The following is a 16,506-nucleotide window of genomic DNA, read 5'->3' on the forward strand; positions in this document are numbered from 1 at the left end:
GCATGAAAAAGCCCCTGCTTGTCGCCCTGCTGCTGACCACTGCCAGCCCTGCCCTCGCCGAAGGTCAGCTCAACCTGTTCAACTGGGGCGATTACACCTCACCCGAACTGCTGGAAAAGTTTGAGAAAGAGACCGGCATCAAGGTGACGGTTACCGATTACGACAGCAACGACACCGCTTTGGCCAAGATTTCGGCAGGCGGCAGCGGCTTTGATCTTGTGGTGCCCTCAGCGCATTTCGTGCAGATCTATGTCGAGAAAGGCCTGATCCAAAAGCTGGATCTGACCAAACTGCCGCACCACAGCAACATTGCACCCGAATGGATGGATGTGGAGTGGGACAAGGGCCGCAATTACACCATTCCTTGGCAATGGGGCACCACCGGGATTTCAGTGGATACCTCCGTCTACAAGGGCGATCCCAACACCTCGGAAATCTTCCTGAACCCGCCTGAGGAACTGAAGGGCAAGATCAACGTTGTCCCCGAGATGAATGAAGTTGTTGGCCTCGCCGTGATGTGGGCCGGCGGCGAACCCTGCACCGAGGACGTCGCCGTGCTGAAAAAAGCCCATGACGCCCTGATCAACGCCCGGCAGTACTGGATCTCGATGGATTACGGCACCACCGAGCGCATGGCCAACGGAGATTGGGCGGCATCGGTGAACTGGTCGGGCGAAACCTTCCGCTCGCGGCTGAAAAACCCCAATGTGGTCTATGGCTATCCGAAAGAGGGCTACCCATTGTGGATGGACTCGGTCGCCCTTCTGACCGAAGCTCAGAACGTGGATGAGGCCTATAAATTCCTCGATTTCATCAGCCTGCCGGAAAACGCCGCCTTGGTTTCAGCCTTCGCACGCTATCCCAATGGCATCACCGGCTCAGAAGCCTTCATGCCCGCAGACATGGCAACCGCACCAGAGGTTAACATCCCGGCTGAATTCAAGGCCGCCGGACATTTCATGCCAGCCTGCTCTGGCAAGGCGCTGGAATACATGACGGCGATCTGGACCGATCTGCAAAAATAACCAAGAAACCTAGGGAGACGAAAATGAAAAAACTATTCTCTGCCACCCTTCTCTTGCTGGCCAGCACCTCGCTGGCCTCCGCAGAAGGCACGCTGCAACTGTTCAACTGGGGCAATTACACCAGCCCCGAACTGCTGGCAAAGTTTGAAGCCGAGACCGGCATCAAGGTGACGGTCACCGATTACGACAGCAACGACGCGGCTTTGGCCAAAGTCGAAGCCGGTGGTTCGGGCTTTGACCTTGTGGTGCCTTCGGCCAACTATGTGCCGATCTGGGCCGAAAAGGGCCTGATCGTGCCGCTGGATGACAGCAAGCTGAAAAACAAGGGCAACATCGCACCCGAGTGGATGGATGTGGCTTGGGACAAGGGCCGCGTTTACACCGTGCCGTGGCAGTGGGGCTCGACCGGGATGGCGGTCAACACCAAGGTTTATGGTGGCGACATCAACACCTCGGACGTGTTCCTGAACGTGCCGCCGGAACTGGTCGGCAAGATCAACGTCGTCCCCGAGATGAACGACATCGTCAACCTCGCGATCATGTGGGCAGGCGGGCAGCCCTGCACCGAAGACACCGAGGTGCTGAAAAAGGCGCGTGACGCGCTGATTGCGGCCAAGCCGAACTGGATCTCGATGGATTACGGCGCCACCGAAAAGCTGTCGAACAACGATTGGGCGGCGTCGGTGAACTGGAACGGCTCCACCATGCGGGCACGTCTGGCCAACCCGGATGTCAAATATGGCTATCCGAAGGAAGGCTATGTGCTTTGGATGGATTCGATCGGCGTGCTGAAAGACGCCCAGAACGTCGAGGAAGCCTATAAGTTCATCGACTTCATCATGATCCCCGAAAACGCCGCGATGATCTCGGGCTTTGCACGTTATGCCAACGGCATTGCGGGTTCGGATGCGTTCATGCCGGAAGACATGAAAACCGCACCGGAAGTGGTGATCCCGGAAGAGTTCAAGGCGGCTGGCCGGTTCCTGCCGACCTGTTCGGCCAAAGCGCAGGAATACATGACCGCAATCTGGACCGAGCTGCAGAAGTAATCTGCGTGATCTGACTGCGATGCGGGGGTGAACAACCCCCGCATCATTTTTGTAAGCGCTTTCGCGCGTGAATGGAGGGGGCTTTCTGCCCCCTCCAAACCTCCCCCGAGGATATTTGACCACAGAGGATGACCCCATTGTCATTGCACGAACTCTCGGCTTCCGAGCTGTCACGGATGATCACCGCGCGTAAGGTGGCCCCTTCGGAAGTGATGGCCGCACATCTGGACCAGATCGCGGCGGTTAATCCGGCGATAAACGCCGTGATCTCGCTACGCGACCGCGATGACCTGCTGGCCGAAGCCAAGCGCGCCGATGACGCCCCAGCGACCGGCTGGCTGCACGGCCTGCCGCTGGCGGTGAAAGATCTCTGCGCCACCAAAGGCTTGCGCACCACCTATGGCTCACCGCTGTTTGCCGATTTCATCCCGGCAAAGGATGATCTGCTGGCCGCCCGGATGCGAAGCGCGGGTGCGATCTTTATCGGCAAAACCAACACGCCGGAATGGGGCCATGGCAGCCATTCCTTCAACCCCGTGCATGGCGTCACCCGCAACCCCTATGATCTCGCCGTGACCGCAGGCGGTTCTTCGGGCGGCGCTGCGGCTGCACTGGCCGCACGACTGGTGCCGGTGGCGGATGGCTCGGATATGATGGGTTCGTTGCGCAACCCCGCCGCGTTCTGCAATGTCTATGGTTTCCGCCCGTCTTGGGGCCTCGTGCCCGGAGATGCCGAGGGCGACACCCATCTGGCCACCCTGGCGACGGAAGGCCCGATGGCCCGCACGGTGGAAGACGTGGCGAACCTGCTGACGGTGCAGGCCGGGGTGAACCCGGAAGTGCCATTTGGCCGTGAGGGCAGTCATTTTGCCAGCCATCTGACCACCGATCTGCGCGGCAAACGCATCGCGTGGGCAGGCGATTGGGGCGGTGCCTACCAATTCGAGCCGGGGATTCTCGATCTCTGCGAAGCCGGCCTGCGCGTGTTCGCCGAACAGGGTGCCAAGGTGGAGGCCATCGCAGCACCCTTCCCTGCCGAAAAGCTGTGGCGGTCCTGGACCACCCTGCGCGCCATGCTGAACGCAGGCGGCATGAAGCCACTGTACGACGATCCCGCCAAGCGTCTGCAGTTGAAACCCGAAACCATCTGGGAAATCGAGCAGGGGCGCGACCTGACAGCGCAGGCCGTCTATGAGGCCAGCACGATCCGCAGCCGCTACTACGCCCACATGGCCCGCCTGTTCAGCAAATATGACGCCGTGGTGCTGCCAACCGCACAGGTCTGGCCGTTCCCGGTGGAAACCCGCTGGCCGCAAAGCATCAACGAGGTGACAATGGACACCTATCACCGCTGGATGGAGGTGGTGATCCCGATCAGCCTGATCGGCCTGCCCGCGTTGAACGTGCCGGTCGGCTTTGGCGCAAACGGCTTGCCGATGGGGATGCAGATTGCGGGCCCGGTGGGCGCGGATGCGAAGATCCTCGCGCTGGGGCAGGCCTATCATCTGGCCACCGATTGGCCCGCCAAGCGCCCGCCTGCGCTATAGAATCCGACGCCGCAGGAAGTCCAGAATATCTGCCTGCACCTGCGACCCGGCCTGATCCAGACTGTTGACGCAAATAAACAGCGCATCCTCGCGCGCTTCGGCTTCGGCAATCTTCTCGCGCACGCGATCGGGCCTATCCACATCGGCGCGGAAATACACTGTGTTGTCCGACGCCGCGACCGTCGCCGTCCCCGCCGCCAGTTCTAGATGCGTGCCAAGGCTGGTCGGATTGAACTGGCTGCCATGCCGGAAGCGCGGGGCCATATTGGCCTCAATCACGCCGGGATGGCTGGCTTCAAAGCGCTGGAAGGTCGAGCGGCGCAGCGGGTGCGGGGTGTGGCCAAAGCTGAAAAGCCGCCAGCCGGGCGCTACCAGCCGCGCCGCATTCAACTGGCCCGCCTTGAACCCAGACGGACGCCAATTCTTGCCCCGCCCCTTCAGCCGTCCCACCACAAGCTGCATCCAGACAACCAGCCCGTAGGCTCGCGTAATCCAGCGGCCGCGCAGGATCGGTCCGGTTTCCGTGAAGAAATCCGACGCTTGCACCGGGCGGATCAGGAAAAAGTCATCGTTCAGGTAAATATACCGCTCTGCCAGATCGGGGATGCGATACAGCGCCGTCTCAATCGAGCGGCTGGAGAATACCGGCAACAGATCCTCATGCCCGCGATAGATCACCGCATGATCAACGATCTTCACCCGCGCCCGCATCGCAGGGTCCGCCCACAACTCTTCCACCACCGCCGGGGTCTGCCCGTCCGTCACGATATGAATACAGCGCAACCACGGCGCAAACTTCAGTAAAGCACTCAGGCTAAAGCGAATCTCATCGCGGCTGGCAAAGCGCGTCGCCTCAACCCCCGCCGCACCAAAGCCCGGATCATAGGCCTTGCGCTTGGCGACATGGGCGGGGTCTTCGCCATCCACCCATGTCAGCACCGCATCAATCGGCTGGCTCAAAGCACCGCCCTCAACCGCTCCGGGATGATCACCACCGGCGGCCCCGGCAATTTCGCCGGTTTGTTCCACGCCAAAGGCCTGCGCACCCAAGTCATCCGCCGCCGGAAGCCTTCAAACAGCGGCTCGCCTTCCACCGGGGTCGCCGCCTCGACCATGCGGAACAGCACTTCGCGGCGTTGCATATGCGGCCCCCAGCCTGCGGCGATCAGATTCGGATCATTCGCCCGCCCCATCGCGGTCTCGTAATCAATCATACCGAAGTGGAACATGTAGAGGTCAGGATGAATGTGGAAATTCCGCCGCTTCACCCGGTGCAATCCCGCGCCCCACGTCACCGGTTTGAACGCCAACACCGGCTTGGTATAGGCGTTTGAGACCACCGCCACCCGCCTTTGCGCCAAAAACGGCTGCGCAGGATCAATCGCAGGTTCCGATTTCAAATCCTGCACCACATCCAGCCCCAATCCCGACAGCGTCGAGGTCCGCGCCTGATGGCCCTGAATGAACGCATTCAAACTCGCGTGCCGCGCCGGGTCCGCCACCAGAAACTCATCCACATCCGTGGCAATCACCGCATCGTAATCATAGCGCCACAGCGTCCGCGCCAGATCGGAAATCGCGCGGCTGCGGTTATGCTCCATCACCACCCGCCGCATCGGGGTGTTGCTGATTTCCGCTGCCCAGTCACGGTGGCGCAGATGCAGAAAATTCACGCCTTCAAAGCCTTGCGGGATTGTCTCGTCCAAGCCGTCGATGATCACGAACAGCGACTGCCGCCCGAAATTGCCGCCGTAATAGTCGATCCATTTGCGCAGAAAAATCCGGTCATTGCGCACCGTGGTGATACAGGCGACCTTGACGCGCGGGGCTGGCTCAGCATGTTCTGACACGGGTTTCTCCGGCTAAAGCTTGGCTTGGCTTTAGCGCAAGGCCAGACAAACCGCAACTTGACCCACCATCACGGCGCGAAACCCGGCTCAGGCCCGCGCCAACGCCGCCACCCGCGCCCGCAGCTCATCGCAAATTGGCCCTTCACGCGGCGCGTCCCGCAAAGTGGTCAACAGCGCGGGCTCGGGCAGAGGCCGACCACCGCCGCCCCAACTCAGCTGCCGCAAGACCGCCTGCGCCGCATCTGGCAAGACATCGGGCACGTCTTGCCCCGACAACTCTGCCCAAAGCAGCGTCCAGCACCGCCCCACCGACCACGGATTATAGCCTCCCCCGCCCAGCAGCATCAGCCGGGAAGCCAGTCGTTTGATCTCCCGCAACGCTTCGACATAGGCATTGTTCGACAAAGCCAGACGTGACAGCGGATCCTCCAGTAATGCATCCGCGCCCGCTTGCACCACGATCACCTGCGGTGCAAACGCGTGCAACCGCGGCAGGATCATCTCGTGCAGCACCAGCCGCGCCGCACTGTCGTTATACTGCGGTGGCACCGGCAGATTGACGCAATTTCCCGCGACCACGCCCAAAGCCCCGGTAAACGGCCAACGCGCCTGTTCATGCACCGAGATCAGCAGCACCTCGGGCACCCCGGCAAAAGCAAACTCCACCCCATCGCAATGATGCGCGTCAAGGTCGACATAGGCCACCCGCAACCCCATCCGCCGCAGCGCCATGATCGCCAGCACCGGATCGTTCAGATAGCAAAACCCATTGGCCCGGTCGGGCAGGCCATGATGGGTGCCGCCGCCCGGCACATGCACAGCACCACCCTCGGACAGCAACTCTGCCGCCAGCAACACACCGCCCGCTCCAGTTGCCGGACGGCTGTATATCTGCGGAAAAACCGGATTGGACAAGGTGCCGATCTGATGCCGCGCCATCGCCTCAGCCCCGATCATCCCGGCCTCTGCCGCCTGCAAGGCTGCGATGTACTCGGCGGTATGAAAGGCCAGAAGCGCCGCAGGTTTGGCGCGCGGACTGGTGCGATATCGCCCCGCAAGCCAACCCAGACTGCGCGCCAGATCCATCACCGTCGAGACCCTCGGCACCCGCAATGGATGCGCGCCGCCATAGCTTGATCCGCGATAGATTTCCGAACCGATGAAGATTGCGGCAGTTTCCAAAATGTCCGCCTCTTTGGCCTGCCTGTTTGATCATCGTTACCGAACGTAACAGTTTTGTAACAGGTGTTGACCCAAAACTGCCTTGCAATGCTATGCAAATCTTCAAGAATATGCGATACATACTCTTGAATGCGGCTCTGAAGAACCGCAGTTTATAAACGTACGAGTGAAGGCAGATGCAGATGAACCAAACCCTACCCATAGCGCCTCTGGACGAGGCCGCCGTTTGCCCGGAACAATACGGCGCGATCTGCTGGCGCATGCACCGCGGCAAGGTTGAGGTGTTGTTGATCACCAGCCGCGACACCGGGCGTTGGGTGATCCCGAAGGGCTGGCCGATGGACAAACGCTCGCCGGCCGAGGCTGCCCAGCAAGAGGCATGGGAAGAAGCAGGCGTACGCGGTGATATCGCAGAAACCTCGATTGGCCGGTTCAATTACGTCAAATTGCTGACCCCCAAACGCAGCTGCGAATGTGTGGTCAAGGTCTTTGCGCTGCGGGTGTCGGAGCTTGTCGACAAATTCCCTGAACGCAATGAGCGTCGGCGCAAATGGTTTGCCGCCGAGAAAGCCGCCCGCAAGGTGTTGGAGCCTGAACTGCGTCAGGTGCTGCTGGGCCTCAGCGCCAATTTCGCGATCGAACCCCCCGAACTTGTGGTCGAGCAAGCGCTTGCAACCGCTTGAAAAGCGGCGCAGCCTGCTTAGGTAAAGATCCTACCCAGTTTTGGCCAAAGCATGATCAGCTATTCCCTTCGGTGCAGCAATTCCCACGGTTTTGACAGCTGGTTTCAGTCTGCCGGGGCCTATGAAAGCTTGCTGACTGCGGGCAGGATCAGCTGCCCGATCTGTGGCGATACGGCCATCGACAAAGCCCTGATGGCCCCCGCTGTGCGCCCGGCCCGCAAGGCGGGTGAGCCTGCGGCCAAGCCCAAACTCAGCGAGCCGACCTCCGAGCTTGAATCCGCACTGGCCGAGTTGCGCCGTCAGGTCGAGGCGAATTCGGAATATGTCGGGATGAACTTCGCCGCCGAGGCCCGCCGCATGCATGACGGCGAGATCGACCAACGCGCGATCTATGGTGAGGCCAAGCCCGCCGAGGCCCGCGCGCTGATCGAAGATGGCGTGCCGGTGGCCCCGCTGCCGTTCATGCCGCCCCGAAAGGCAAACTGATGACCACCCTGATCACCGGAGCCAACCGAGGCATCGGTCAGGCCTTGTTCGCGCACTATCAGGCTGCGGGCGAAACCGTCATCGGCACCGCCCGCAAGCCTGCGCCGGGGCTGGTGACGCTGGATGTGACCGATCCGGCAGGCCAACGCAGCTTTGGGCAAAGCATTGAAAGTCTTGATCTTCTGATCTGCAACGCTGGGGTCTACCCTGATCGCGGTCAACGGCTGGACGACGGCTATGCGCCCGAACTTTGGGCCGAGGGTTTCAGCACCAATGTCGTCGGCGTGTTCCTGACCATCCAAGCCCTGCTGCCCGCTTTGCGCCGCGCTGGCGGTAAGATCGCGATCATTTCGTCACAAATGGCGTCGGATACCCGTGCGCCCGGTGGCAGCTATATCTACCGCGCCTCAAAGGCCGCAGCGCTCAATCTGGGCCGCAACCTTGCCACCGATCTGAAACCGCAGGGCATCGCTGTCGGCATCTATCACCCCGGCTGGGTGCAAACCGACATGGGCGGCGCGGGCGCTGATATCACCGAAGCGCAATCCGCGCAGGGGCTTGCAGAGCGTTTTGCCGCCCTGTCACTGGCAACAACCGGGTGTTTTGAAACCTGGGACGGGCGGGCGCATCCGTTCTGAAGCGAAGCCGAAATTCATAGTAAGGCGAATTTCATTGGGGGGCTAGCCCCCAGCCCCCCAGAGTATTTCTAAAAGAGCAAATGCCCTAGATCTGCTTTTGCGGCATCTGCACGCGCAGACCATCCAGCGCATCGCTGACTTTGATCTGACAGGTCAGGCGCGAGCGCACCGGATCGGGCTGCCAGGCGAAATCCAGCATATCCTCTTCCATCGCGTCTTTTGCAGGCAAGCGGTCCACCCAAGCCGGATCAATATAGACATGGCAAGTCGAGCAGGCACAGGCACCGCCGCAATCGGCTTCGATGCCCGGAATGCCGTTGTCGCGCGCGCCTTCCATCACCGTCAGGCCATTTGCGACGTTAACAACGTGTTCCTTGCCACCAAATTCGACGTAAACGATCTTCGCCATGCTGCTTTCCCTGTTTCTTTGTGCCCAACGGCTCTGCCGCCGACATAGGCCAAACCCACAGGATTTGCCAGTGCACCACCGTCACAGTTCGGTGCAATTGCGTCACCCCCGCAGATCCCCCACGACACCCAGCGGCCCAAGCCATCTTTGCACAGCAGCGCTTTGCGGTTAAGCTTGCCACAACAGGACCCGGAGCAACCGGGGCGCAATACGGGCATGGCATGATTTTTCGTCTGATTTTTGGCTGCGCTCTGGTCCTGACTGGCTGTAGCGACCAAGTCCGGGTAACCGCACCGGGCGTGAGCGACCTTGGCATCGAGTTGCTGCGCCTGAAAGAAGGCGCACAGCCGCCCGCAAAACCCGGCATCTGTTGGGCGAAAGACACCACCCCCGCGGTGATTGAGACCACCACCGAGCAATTCGTTGTCACCGACGAACAGCGCGATGCCGCAGGCACCGTCACCGCCCCCGCCACCTATCAGACCAAGACCCACCAGCGGCTGTTGCAGGATCATGAAGAGGTTTGGTTCCGTGCGCCCTGCCCGCAGGATATGACGGTCAATTTTGTGGCCACGCTGCAACGCGCCCTGAAAGCACGCGGGCTGTACCTCGCACCGGTCACCGGGATGATGGACGCCACCACCGCCGAGTCTGTGCGCCGCTTTCAAGCCGAACGCGGCCTTGACAGCCCCGAGCTTTCGCTTTCCGCTGCCAAAGAGCTTGGCATTATCGCCACGGATGTCGCCCACCTATGACCCATGCCACCACACAATCCCGCTATGAGACCGAAGTGATCCGGCAATGGTCGGCGCATCCTGCCGATGGCGCGCATGATCTGGGCCATCTGCGCCGGGTCTGGGCGCGGGCAAAGCTGATCGCGATGGACGAGCCTTGCGATCTGGAAGTCCTGCTGCCCGCCTGCATTTTCCACGATCTGGTCAACCTGCCGAAATCTCACCCCGAGCGCGCCCGTGCCTCAACGCTGTCTGCCGAGGCCGCCTGCCACTTTCTGCGCGCCGATGGATTCCCCGCGGCCAAGCTGTCGGCGGTCGGCCATGCCATTGCCGCGCATAGCTTTTCTGCCGCAATCACCCCGGTGACCGCCGAAGCCCGCGTGCTGCAAGACGCTGATCGGTTAGAGGCTCTGGGCGCTATCGGCATCGCCCGGATGTTCCACGTCTCGGGCGCTATGGGCGGTGGCCTGTTTGACGCCGAAGACCCGATGGCGCTGCACCGACCACGCGACGACCGCGCTTTTGCGTTGGATCATATCGAGACCAAGCTGCTGAAACTGGTCGATACCATGCAAACCGCCCCCGGTCGCGCCATGGCCATCGAGCGCGCCGACTGGATGCTGTCATTCCGCACCCGCCTGCTGTTCGAGATCGGTTGAAACTTGGCCCTCCGGCTCTCGCTCCGCTTCATGTTGGTGCTGGTGCTGTGCGCCGCCGCGACCGTTGCATTGATCCTGATGTTCGAGGCGGTGATCAAGGCGCGGCTCAGCTTTGGCACGGCGCTTGCCGTGGTGCTGCCGCTGTTGGTCGCCGCGCGTTCTTGTGGTGGCGCTTGGGTTGCGCGCAGCCAAACGCCAGCCGGGATCAGGCCGATACTGGGCTATGGCGCGTGGTTTGCGCTGCTGGCCCTGATCCTGTTCGTTCTGCACAGCTTCGCGCTGCGGCTGTGGCTGGGTCTTGACCCTGCCGAGACGGCTCAGGCGCTTGCCAGCCGCCCTCTGACCATGCTGACCGTCGCCGCATTGGCCTATGCCACTTGCGCGCTGATCACCTGTGCGGGCTTTGCGTTGGGGGCACGCGCGCAAAGCCGCCTGCTGCCCCGCCCATAGCAAAGGGCGGCAGGTTTCCCCGCCGCCCCCTATGCTGCACGCCTGAACGCCTACTCGACCGACAGCGCCACAAAGCGCGGATCGCCAGAGCGGCGCACCAGCAACAGGATCGACTTGCGCCCCGCCGCTTTGGCTTCGGACACACGGTCTTGCAGATCGCTGATGCTGACAATCTTCTGCTGCCCGGCCTCGACGATCACATCGCCCGGTGCCACGCCCTTTTCAGAGGCCTCAGAGCTTGCATCGACATGTGTGACCGCAAGACCAGTGGCGCCTGTTGACAGGTTCAGATCCTTGGCCACCTGCGCGTCCACCGGCACCAAAGTCAGCCCCAGCACTTCTGCCTTTTGCGGCTCAATAGGGGTGTCCTTTTGCGCCGCAGGCACGGGCTTGCCAGCCTCATCGGTTTCGCGACGGCCCAGCTTGATTTGCAGCGTTTGCTGCACGCCGTCGCGCAACACCACGGCGGCCACTTCTTCGCCAATCGGGCTGTCTGCCACGGTGCGAGTCAGGCTGCGCACATCGGTGATTTCCTTGCCATTGAAGGTCTGGATCACGTCACCCGCCAACATGCCGCCCGCCTTGGCCGGACCATCCGGCACATCGGTGATCAGCGCACCCTTGGCTTCGGTCAGCCCCATCGCTTCGGCCACATCCGGCGTCACATCCTGAATCCGCACGCCCAGCCAGCCACGCCGGGTTTCGCCGAACTCTTTCAACTGATCGACCACATGCGACACCACGTTGGAGCCCATCGAAAAGCCGATACCAATCGAGCCACCGGTGGGCGACAGTATAGCGGTGTTCACGCCAACCACCTGCCCCTCCATGTTGAACAGTGGCCCGCCCGAGTTGCCCTTGTTGATCGCAGCATCGGTCTGGATGAAATCGTCATAAGCGCCGCTCAGCTCACGTCCACGCGCCGAGACGATCCCGGCAGAGACAGAGAACCCCTGTCCCAGCGGGTTGCCCATCGCCATCACCCAATCGCCCACCCGCATCGTATCCGAATTGCCAAAGTTCACGAACGGCAGCGGCTCGGGGCTTTCGACTTTCAGCAAAGCGATGTCGGTTTTCAGATCGGTGCCGACCAGTTTGGCTTTCAGCTTCTTGCCCGAGAAGAACTCGACCTCGATCGCATCGGCGCCCTCGATGACGTGGTTATTGGTCACGATATAGCCGTCAGCGCTGATCACAAACCCCGATCCCAAAGCTTCCGAGCGTTGCGGCTCGTTGTTGCCTTGGCCGTTCTGGTCCATGAAATCCTTGAAGAAATCCTCAAACGGCGATCCGGGCGGCACCATCGGCGCGCCATCGGTGGCCTGCGCCACCACGGAAGAGGTGGTGATGTTCACCACAGAAGGGCTGATTTGTTGCGCAAGATCGGCAAAGCTTTCAGGTGCGCCGAACGCCAGCGCCTGATGCGCAGGCCCGGTGGCCAGCGCCATGGTCAGCCCCAGGCCAAGGGCCAGCAACAGCCGGGGGCGCTTGGGCGCGACCATCGCCGGAACCGTCAGCGCGCGCGCAGTGGGAAGTTGAAGCACGTCCGAACTCCTTTTCGTATAGCGGGGTCCAATCTCAAGATCGGCGGCCCCATCGGATCACATCCGCATATTCATTTAGGCGACGAAATGCGCAATGCAAACCAGATCGCGTCGTCTCAACCCTGCGTGAATGAATTTGTCACCTGCGTGAGCCTGTGTGCAAGTGACATCGGCAAGATGCGCCAATCCTCGCCGCAAAGAAAAAGGGCCAGCGCAGGCGCTGGCCCTTGATGATTGTCAGACCCAGCCCGGTTTACGGCTGTGCCGCCGGGGCAGCCGGAGCCGCCGGTGCGGCAACCGGGGCCTTCTCGCTGCGCAGATATTCGAAGAATTCGCTATCCGGCTGCATCACCATCGACGAATTCCCCGCCTGCAATGCCCGCTCATACGAGGTCAAGGACCGCGTGAAGGCAAAGAACTCGGGGTCTTGGCCAAAAGCTTCGGCATAGATTGCGTTGCGTTGCGCATCGGCTTCACCGCGGATCACCTCGGCCTCTTTGCCAGCCTGCGAGACGATCTCAACCTTCGAGCGTTCCGCCGCTGCCCGCACCCGCTGTGCGGCCTCGTTACCGCGACCGATCTCGTCCGCCGCTTCACGATCCCGCTCTGCCCGCATCCGCGCAAAGGTGGCTTCAAGGTTCTGTTCCGGCAGATCGGTGCGCGTCAGCCGCACGTCGATCACATCCACCCCAAGCCCTGCCGCCTTGGCCCGCGCATTGTTGCGGATCTGGTTCATCAGCGAGGTGCGGTCTTCCGACAGCACCTTCTGGCTGTTCACGCCACCCAAAACCTCACGGATTTCGGCGTTGATGATCTTGTCAAGGTTGCTGCGCGCCGCATCGACGCCGCCCGAACCCACCGCACGCCGGAACGCTTCCAGATCCACGATCCGCCAGCGCGCAAACGCATCCACCACCAAACGGCGGTCATCGAGCGGCGTTACCTCCAAGGGCTGCGTTGGCAGTCCAAGGATACGGTCGTCATAGCGGAAGACTTCCTGCACCAAGGGAATTTTGAAGCCAAGGCCGGGCTTGTCCACCACTTGCTTCACTTCACCAAACTGCAAGACCAGCACTTTTTCACGCTCGTCGACGATGAACACCGAAGACAAAAGCAACGCGCCTGCAAGTATCAGGCCGGGTAGAATATAGATCGCACGCATCAGTTCGACCCTCCGGTTGGGGTTGCAGGTCTGGTCAAGCCGTCCAGCGGCAGATAGGGCAACACGCCCTGCCCGTCCTGGCCCGAGACACCATCCAGGATCACCTTGTTCATCCCGCCCAGAACTTTCTCCATCGTTTCCAGATACATCCGCTTGCGCGTCACTTCCGGTGCCTTGATGTATTCGGCATAGATCGACGAGAAGCGGCTGGCTTCACCTTCAGCGTTGTTGACAACTTGCGCGCGGTAACCCTGCGCATCTTCCAACAACTGCGCCGCTTGACCGCGCGACGCGGCCCCAATGGTGTTGGCATAAGCGTCGGCTTCTTTTTCCAGACGGTCGCGCTCTTGCTGCGCCGCCTGCACCTTGCGGAAGCTGTCGATAACTTCGCGCGGCGGGTCCGCCTTGTCAAAGTTGACGCGGATCACGTTGATCCCGGCATCATAGCTGTTCAGCGTGCCCTGAATGGCCGAGGTGACTTCCGAGGCAATCACCCCCCGGTCACGGTTCAACACCGGCGACAACTCTGACCGCGCAATGATATCGCGCATCGCAGATTCAGACACCGCGCGGATGGTATCTTCCGGGTCGGCGAGGTTGAACAGGAACTTCGCCGGATCCGCGATGTTCCACACAACCTGAAACTCGATATCGACGATGTTCTGATCACGGGTCAGCATCAGGCCATTGTCCAACTGGCCCGCCGCCCCATTGCCGATATCGGTGGTGCGCTGCTTGCGCGCCTCGACGATTTCGGCGGTCATCACTGGCCAAGGCGCGAAATGCAGACCTTCTTCGGTCACACCACTGAACTTGCCCAGCATCAGCGTCACGGCCTGTTCTTCCGGCTTGACCGAATAGGCCGAGGACCAAACCCAGACGCCCAGCGCCACGATCACGCCCAGCGCGATGCCTTGCTTGCTGAACAGCGGCCCAGCCGAACCACCCCCAGCAGGCCCACGGCCATTGCCACCACCACGCCCGCCCATCAGAACGCGCAGATGTTCCTGGCCCTTCTTCACCAGCTCATCAATCTCGGGCATCTGCGGGCCTTCACCCGGTCTGCGCCCACCCGGACGGTCTTCTGGCCGCTGGCCATTCCGGTCATCCCCACCAGAACCGCCATTTCCGCCCCAAGGGCCGCCACTACCCGCCATTGATAAACCTTTCGTCTTGTTATGCTGCTGCCTGAATTGGGCATGAACGCGCGGAAATCAAGCAGATACCCCGCGCAAATTGCCACATCAGACCACTCTTGTCGGCTTTCTCATCGTTACAAGTTCCTCCGACACCGTCGGATGCACCGCCACGGTGCGATCAAAATCGGCCTTGGTCGCCCCCATCTTGATCGCAATCGCCGCAAGCTGGATCATTTCGCCCGCGCCCGCGCCCACGATATGGCAGCCCAAAACCCGCTGGCTGGCCTGATCGACCACCAGTTTCATCAACACCCGATCCTGCCGCCCGGCGAACAGGCTTTTCATCGGGCGGAAGCTGGCACTGAAAATCTCGATCGGCCCCCGATCGTCGGAAGGATCAAGGCCCTTGGCGGCTTCTTCTGAAAGCCCCACGGTGCCCAATTCCGGCTGGGTGAACACGGCCGAGGCCACCAAGGCGTGATCGGCCTTGGTCGGCACCCCGCGAAACACCGTATCGGCAAACGCATGGCCCTCGCGGATCGCCACCGGAGTCAAATTAATCCGGTCCGTCACATCGCCCACCGCATAGATCGACGGCACCGAGGTCTGGCTCCACTCATCCACCAGAACTTGGCCCCGCGCGCCAATGCCAACGCCAAGGCTTTCCAGCCCCATGCCGCCCGAATTCGGCAAACGCCCGGTGGCATACATCACCAGATCGACCTCGCGCGCATGGCCATCAGTGCCATGCGCTACGATGCCATCTGCGCCCTGCTCCAGCCGCGCCACATCGACACCGCACTGAATATCAATCCCGCGCGCGATCATCGCGGTTGAGACCATCCCCCGCGCCTCGTCATCAAAGCCGCGCAAGATCGACGCGCCGCGATACATCATCGTCACCTGCACGCCCAACCCATGCAGAATGCAGGCGAACTCGCTGGCAATATAGCCGCCGCCCACCACCAAAGCCCGCTTCGGCAAGGCATCCAGCAGGAACATCTCATTCGAGGTCACCGCCAACTCACCGCCCGGCACTTCCGGCACAAACGGCCGCCCGCCCGTCGCGATCAGTATATGCTTGACGCTGAACTCCTCACCCGAGGCCAGCCGCACCCGATGCGGGTCCACCACCACGGCGCGCGCGTCATAAATCGTCACCCCGGCGTTCAGCAGCGTGCTGCGATACGCCGCCTCCAACCGATCCAATTCCTTGTCCAGCGTGCCGCGAAACCGCCCCCAGTCAAACGCCCCCAGCGTGGCATCCCAACCATAAGCCCGCGCATCCTGCACCTCCTCGGGATATTCCGAGGCGAACACCATCAGCTTCTTCGGCACGCAGCCCCGAATGACGCACGTGCCGCCCATCCGGCTTTCCTCAGCCAGCGCCACCTTCGCGCCACCCTCCGCAGACGCAATCCGCGCCGCCCGCACCCCGCCCGAGCCACCACCGATGACGAAAAGATCGTAGTCGAAAGTCATACTGTCCCCACTTCTGCAGCTTTGGCGTCAAGCAAATCCGGGCGATGCTGGCAGATCGCTTTCAACATCATCCGGTAGCTTTTAGTCTCGCATTCAGCCCTTCGTATCCAAAATAGTGTGAAGCCTCCATTGCGAGTGCTGCAACGCAGTCGAACAGAGCGTTTCGTCAATTTTACGTCAATCAAATCTGACCAAATCATCTGACGCGAACCCCAAGCGTAAACGGCGGGCACAGTGATGCCCCCTTGCTCAACAACAGCAACTGGAAGCGCCCACGACATGATCAAAGCAAGTGCGATAGCAGAAATAAGAAAAAGGGCGGCATATATCGCAGGCCAGATGTAACTTTCGCCATTCTGCCAGTGATCTATCGCACCCATCGCGTATACCCCCGCTGACAGACCAAACACTACCAGCGAAATGTTGCGGAGAAATCTATCCCTTCGGCTTCGCTCAACCACCAACCT

Annotated in this window: 18 protein-coding genes; 9 read left to right on the forward strand and 9 right to left on the reverse strand. The window is 61.3% G+C overall.

Annotated features, from left to right (window positions below; genetic code table 11):
* Positions 1–2 precede the first annotated feature (2 nt).
* The 3 genes from U1A24_RS18670 to U1A24_RS18680 all read left to right on the forward strand — a co-directional run bounded on the left by U1A24_RS18670 (position 3) and on the right by U1A24_RS18680 (position 3,621).
* Entirely contained in the window at positions 3–1,025 is a 1,023-nt protein-coding gene (locus tag U1A24_RS18670; protein WP_322323492.1) for an extracellular solute-binding protein, read from the forward strand.
* 23 nt (positions 1,026–1,048) lie between these two features.
* Positions 1,049–2,074 (forward strand): extracellular solute-binding protein, encoded by a 1,026-nt coding sequence (locus tag U1A24_RS18675; protein ID WP_322323493.1) that lies wholly within the window; start codon positions 1,049–1,051, stop codon positions 2,072–2,074.
* Positions 2,075–2,202: 128 nt separating this feature from the next.
* Complete coding sequence (locus tag U1A24_RS18680; RefSeq protein ID WP_322323494.1) at positions 2,203–3,621, forward strand: amidase; 1,419 nt, start codon at positions 2,203–2,205, stop codon at positions 3,619–3,621.
* Here the strand turns inward: U1A24_RS18680 and U1A24_RS18685 are convergent.
* From U1A24_RS18685 to U1A24_RS18695, 3 genes are all read right to left on the reverse strand, one after another.
* Entirely contained in the window at positions 3,616–4,650 is a 1,035-nt protein-coding gene (locus tag U1A24_RS18685; protein ID WP_322323495.1) for a Stealth CR1 domain-containing protein, read from the reverse strand. The two genes, U1A24_RS18680 and U1A24_RS18685, sit on opposite strands and share 6 nt — an antisense overlap.
* On the reverse strand, positions 4,578–5,471 hold the full coding sequence (locus U1A24_RS18690) for a glycosyltransferase family 2 protein (protein WP_322323496.1): 894 nt from the start codon (positions 5,469–5,471) through the stop codon (positions 4,578–4,580). Before U1A24_RS18690 ends, U1A24_RS18685 begins: the two co-directional genes overlap by 73 nt.
* Positions 5,472–5,558: 87 nt before the next feature.
* On the reverse strand, positions 5,559–6,656 hold the full coding sequence (locus U1A24_RS18695; RefSeq protein ID WP_416173507.1) for an acetoin utilization protein AcuC: 1,098 nt from the start codon (positions 6,654–6,656) through the stop codon (positions 5,559–5,561).
* Positions 6,657–6,835: 179 nt separating this feature from the next.
* On the opposite strand from U1A24_RS18695, the gene U1A24_RS18700 reads away from it, so the two are divergent.
* From U1A24_RS18700 to U1A24_RS18710, 3 genes are read left to right on the forward strand one after another with little or no spacing between them, the layout of a single operon-like run.
* Entirely contained in the window at positions 6,836–7,336 is a 501-nt protein-coding gene (locus U1A24_RS18700) for an NUDIX hydrolase (protein ID WP_322323498.1), read from the forward strand.
* A gap of 51 nt (positions 7,337–7,387) precedes the next feature.
* Positions 7,388–7,822 (forward strand): DUF1178 family protein, encoded by a 435-nt coding sequence (locus tag U1A24_RS18705; protein WP_322323499.1) that lies wholly within the window; start codon positions 7,388–7,390, stop codon positions 7,820–7,822.
* Positions 7,822–8,460, forward strand: coding sequence for an SDR family NAD(P)-dependent oxidoreductase (locus tag U1A24_RS18710; protein ID WP_322323500.1), 639 nt, complete (start codon positions 7,822–7,824; stop codon positions 8,458–8,460). The genes U1A24_RS18705 and U1A24_RS18710 overlap by 1 nt, the downstream gene beginning before the upstream one ends.
* A gap of 85 nt (positions 8,461–8,545) precedes the next feature.
* On the opposite strand, the gene U1A24_RS18715 is transcribed toward U1A24_RS18710, so the two are convergent.
* Entirely contained in the window at positions 8,546–8,869 is a 324-nt protein-coding gene (locus tag U1A24_RS18715) for a 2Fe-2S iron-sulfur cluster-binding protein (protein ID WP_322323501.1), read from the reverse strand.
* A gap of 299 nt (positions 8,870–9,168) precedes the next feature.
* Here U1A24_RS18715 and U1A24_RS18720 point away from each other — a divergent pair, with 299 nt between their 5' ends.
* From U1A24_RS18720 to U1A24_RS18730, 3 genes are read left to right on the forward strand one after another with little or no spacing between them, the layout of a single operon-like run.
* Positions 9,169–9,624, forward strand: coding sequence for a peptidoglycan-binding domain-containing protein (locus U1A24_RS18720; protein ID WP_322323502.1), 456 nt, complete (start codon positions 9,169–9,171; stop codon positions 9,622–9,624).
* Positions 9,621–10,262, forward strand: a complete 642-nt coding sequence (locus U1A24_RS18725; RefSeq protein WP_322323503.1) for an HD domain-containing protein — start codon at positions 9,621–9,623, stop codon at positions 10,260–10,262. The genes U1A24_RS18720 and U1A24_RS18725 overlap by 4 nt, the downstream gene beginning before the upstream one ends.
* Before the next feature lie 30 nt (positions 10,263–10,292).
* Positions 10,293–10,712 (forward strand): hypothetical protein, encoded by a 420-nt coding sequence (locus U1A24_RS18730; protein ID WP_322323504.1) that lies wholly within the window; start codon positions 10,293–10,295, stop codon positions 10,710–10,712.
* A 50-nt stretch (positions 10,713–10,762) separates the two neighbouring features.
* Here the strand turns inward: U1A24_RS18730 and U1A24_RS18735 are convergent, their stop codons facing one another.
* From U1A24_RS18735 to U1A24_RS18755, 5 genes are all read right to left on the reverse strand, one after another.
* On the reverse strand, positions 10,763–12,214 hold the full coding sequence (locus U1A24_RS18735; protein WP_416136330.1) for a Do family serine endopeptidase: 1,452 nt from the start codon (positions 12,212–12,214) through the stop codon (positions 10,763–10,765).
* A gap of 295 nt (positions 12,215–12,509) precedes the next feature.
* A complete protein-coding gene (gene hflC / locus U1A24_RS18740) occupies positions 12,510–13,418 on the reverse strand; it encodes a protease modulator HflC (protein ID WP_416136327.1) in 909 nt (302 codons plus the stop codon).
* Positions 13,418–14,575, reverse strand: a complete 1,158-nt coding sequence (hflK, locus tag U1A24_RS18745) for an FtsH protease activity modulator HflK (RefSeq protein ID WP_322323505.1) — start codon at positions 14,573–14,575, stop codon at positions 13,418–13,420. The genes hflC and hflK overlap by 1 nt, the downstream gene beginning before the upstream one ends.
* A gap of 87 nt (positions 14,576–14,662) precedes the next feature.
* Positions 14,663–16,039 carry a glutathione-disulfide reductase gene (gor, locus tag U1A24_RS18750; RefSeq protein ID WP_322323506.1) on the reverse strand — a complete coding sequence of 459 codons (1,377 nt, stop codon included), beginning with the start codon at positions 16,037–16,039 and terminating at the stop codon, positions 14,663–14,665.
* Positions 16,036–16,419, reverse strand: coding sequence for a hypothetical protein (locus tag U1A24_RS18755; protein WP_322323507.1), 384 nt, complete (start codon positions 16,417–16,419; stop codon positions 16,036–16,038). Before U1A24_RS18755 ends, gor begins: the two co-directional genes overlap by 4 nt.
* Positions 16,420–16,506: the final 87 nt, after the last annotated feature.

The sequence above is a fragment of the Cypionkella sp. genome, assembly GCF_034376685.1.
Classification (GTDB): domain Bacteria; phylum Pseudomonadota; class Alphaproteobacteria; order Rhodobacterales; family Rhodobacteraceae; genus Cypionkella.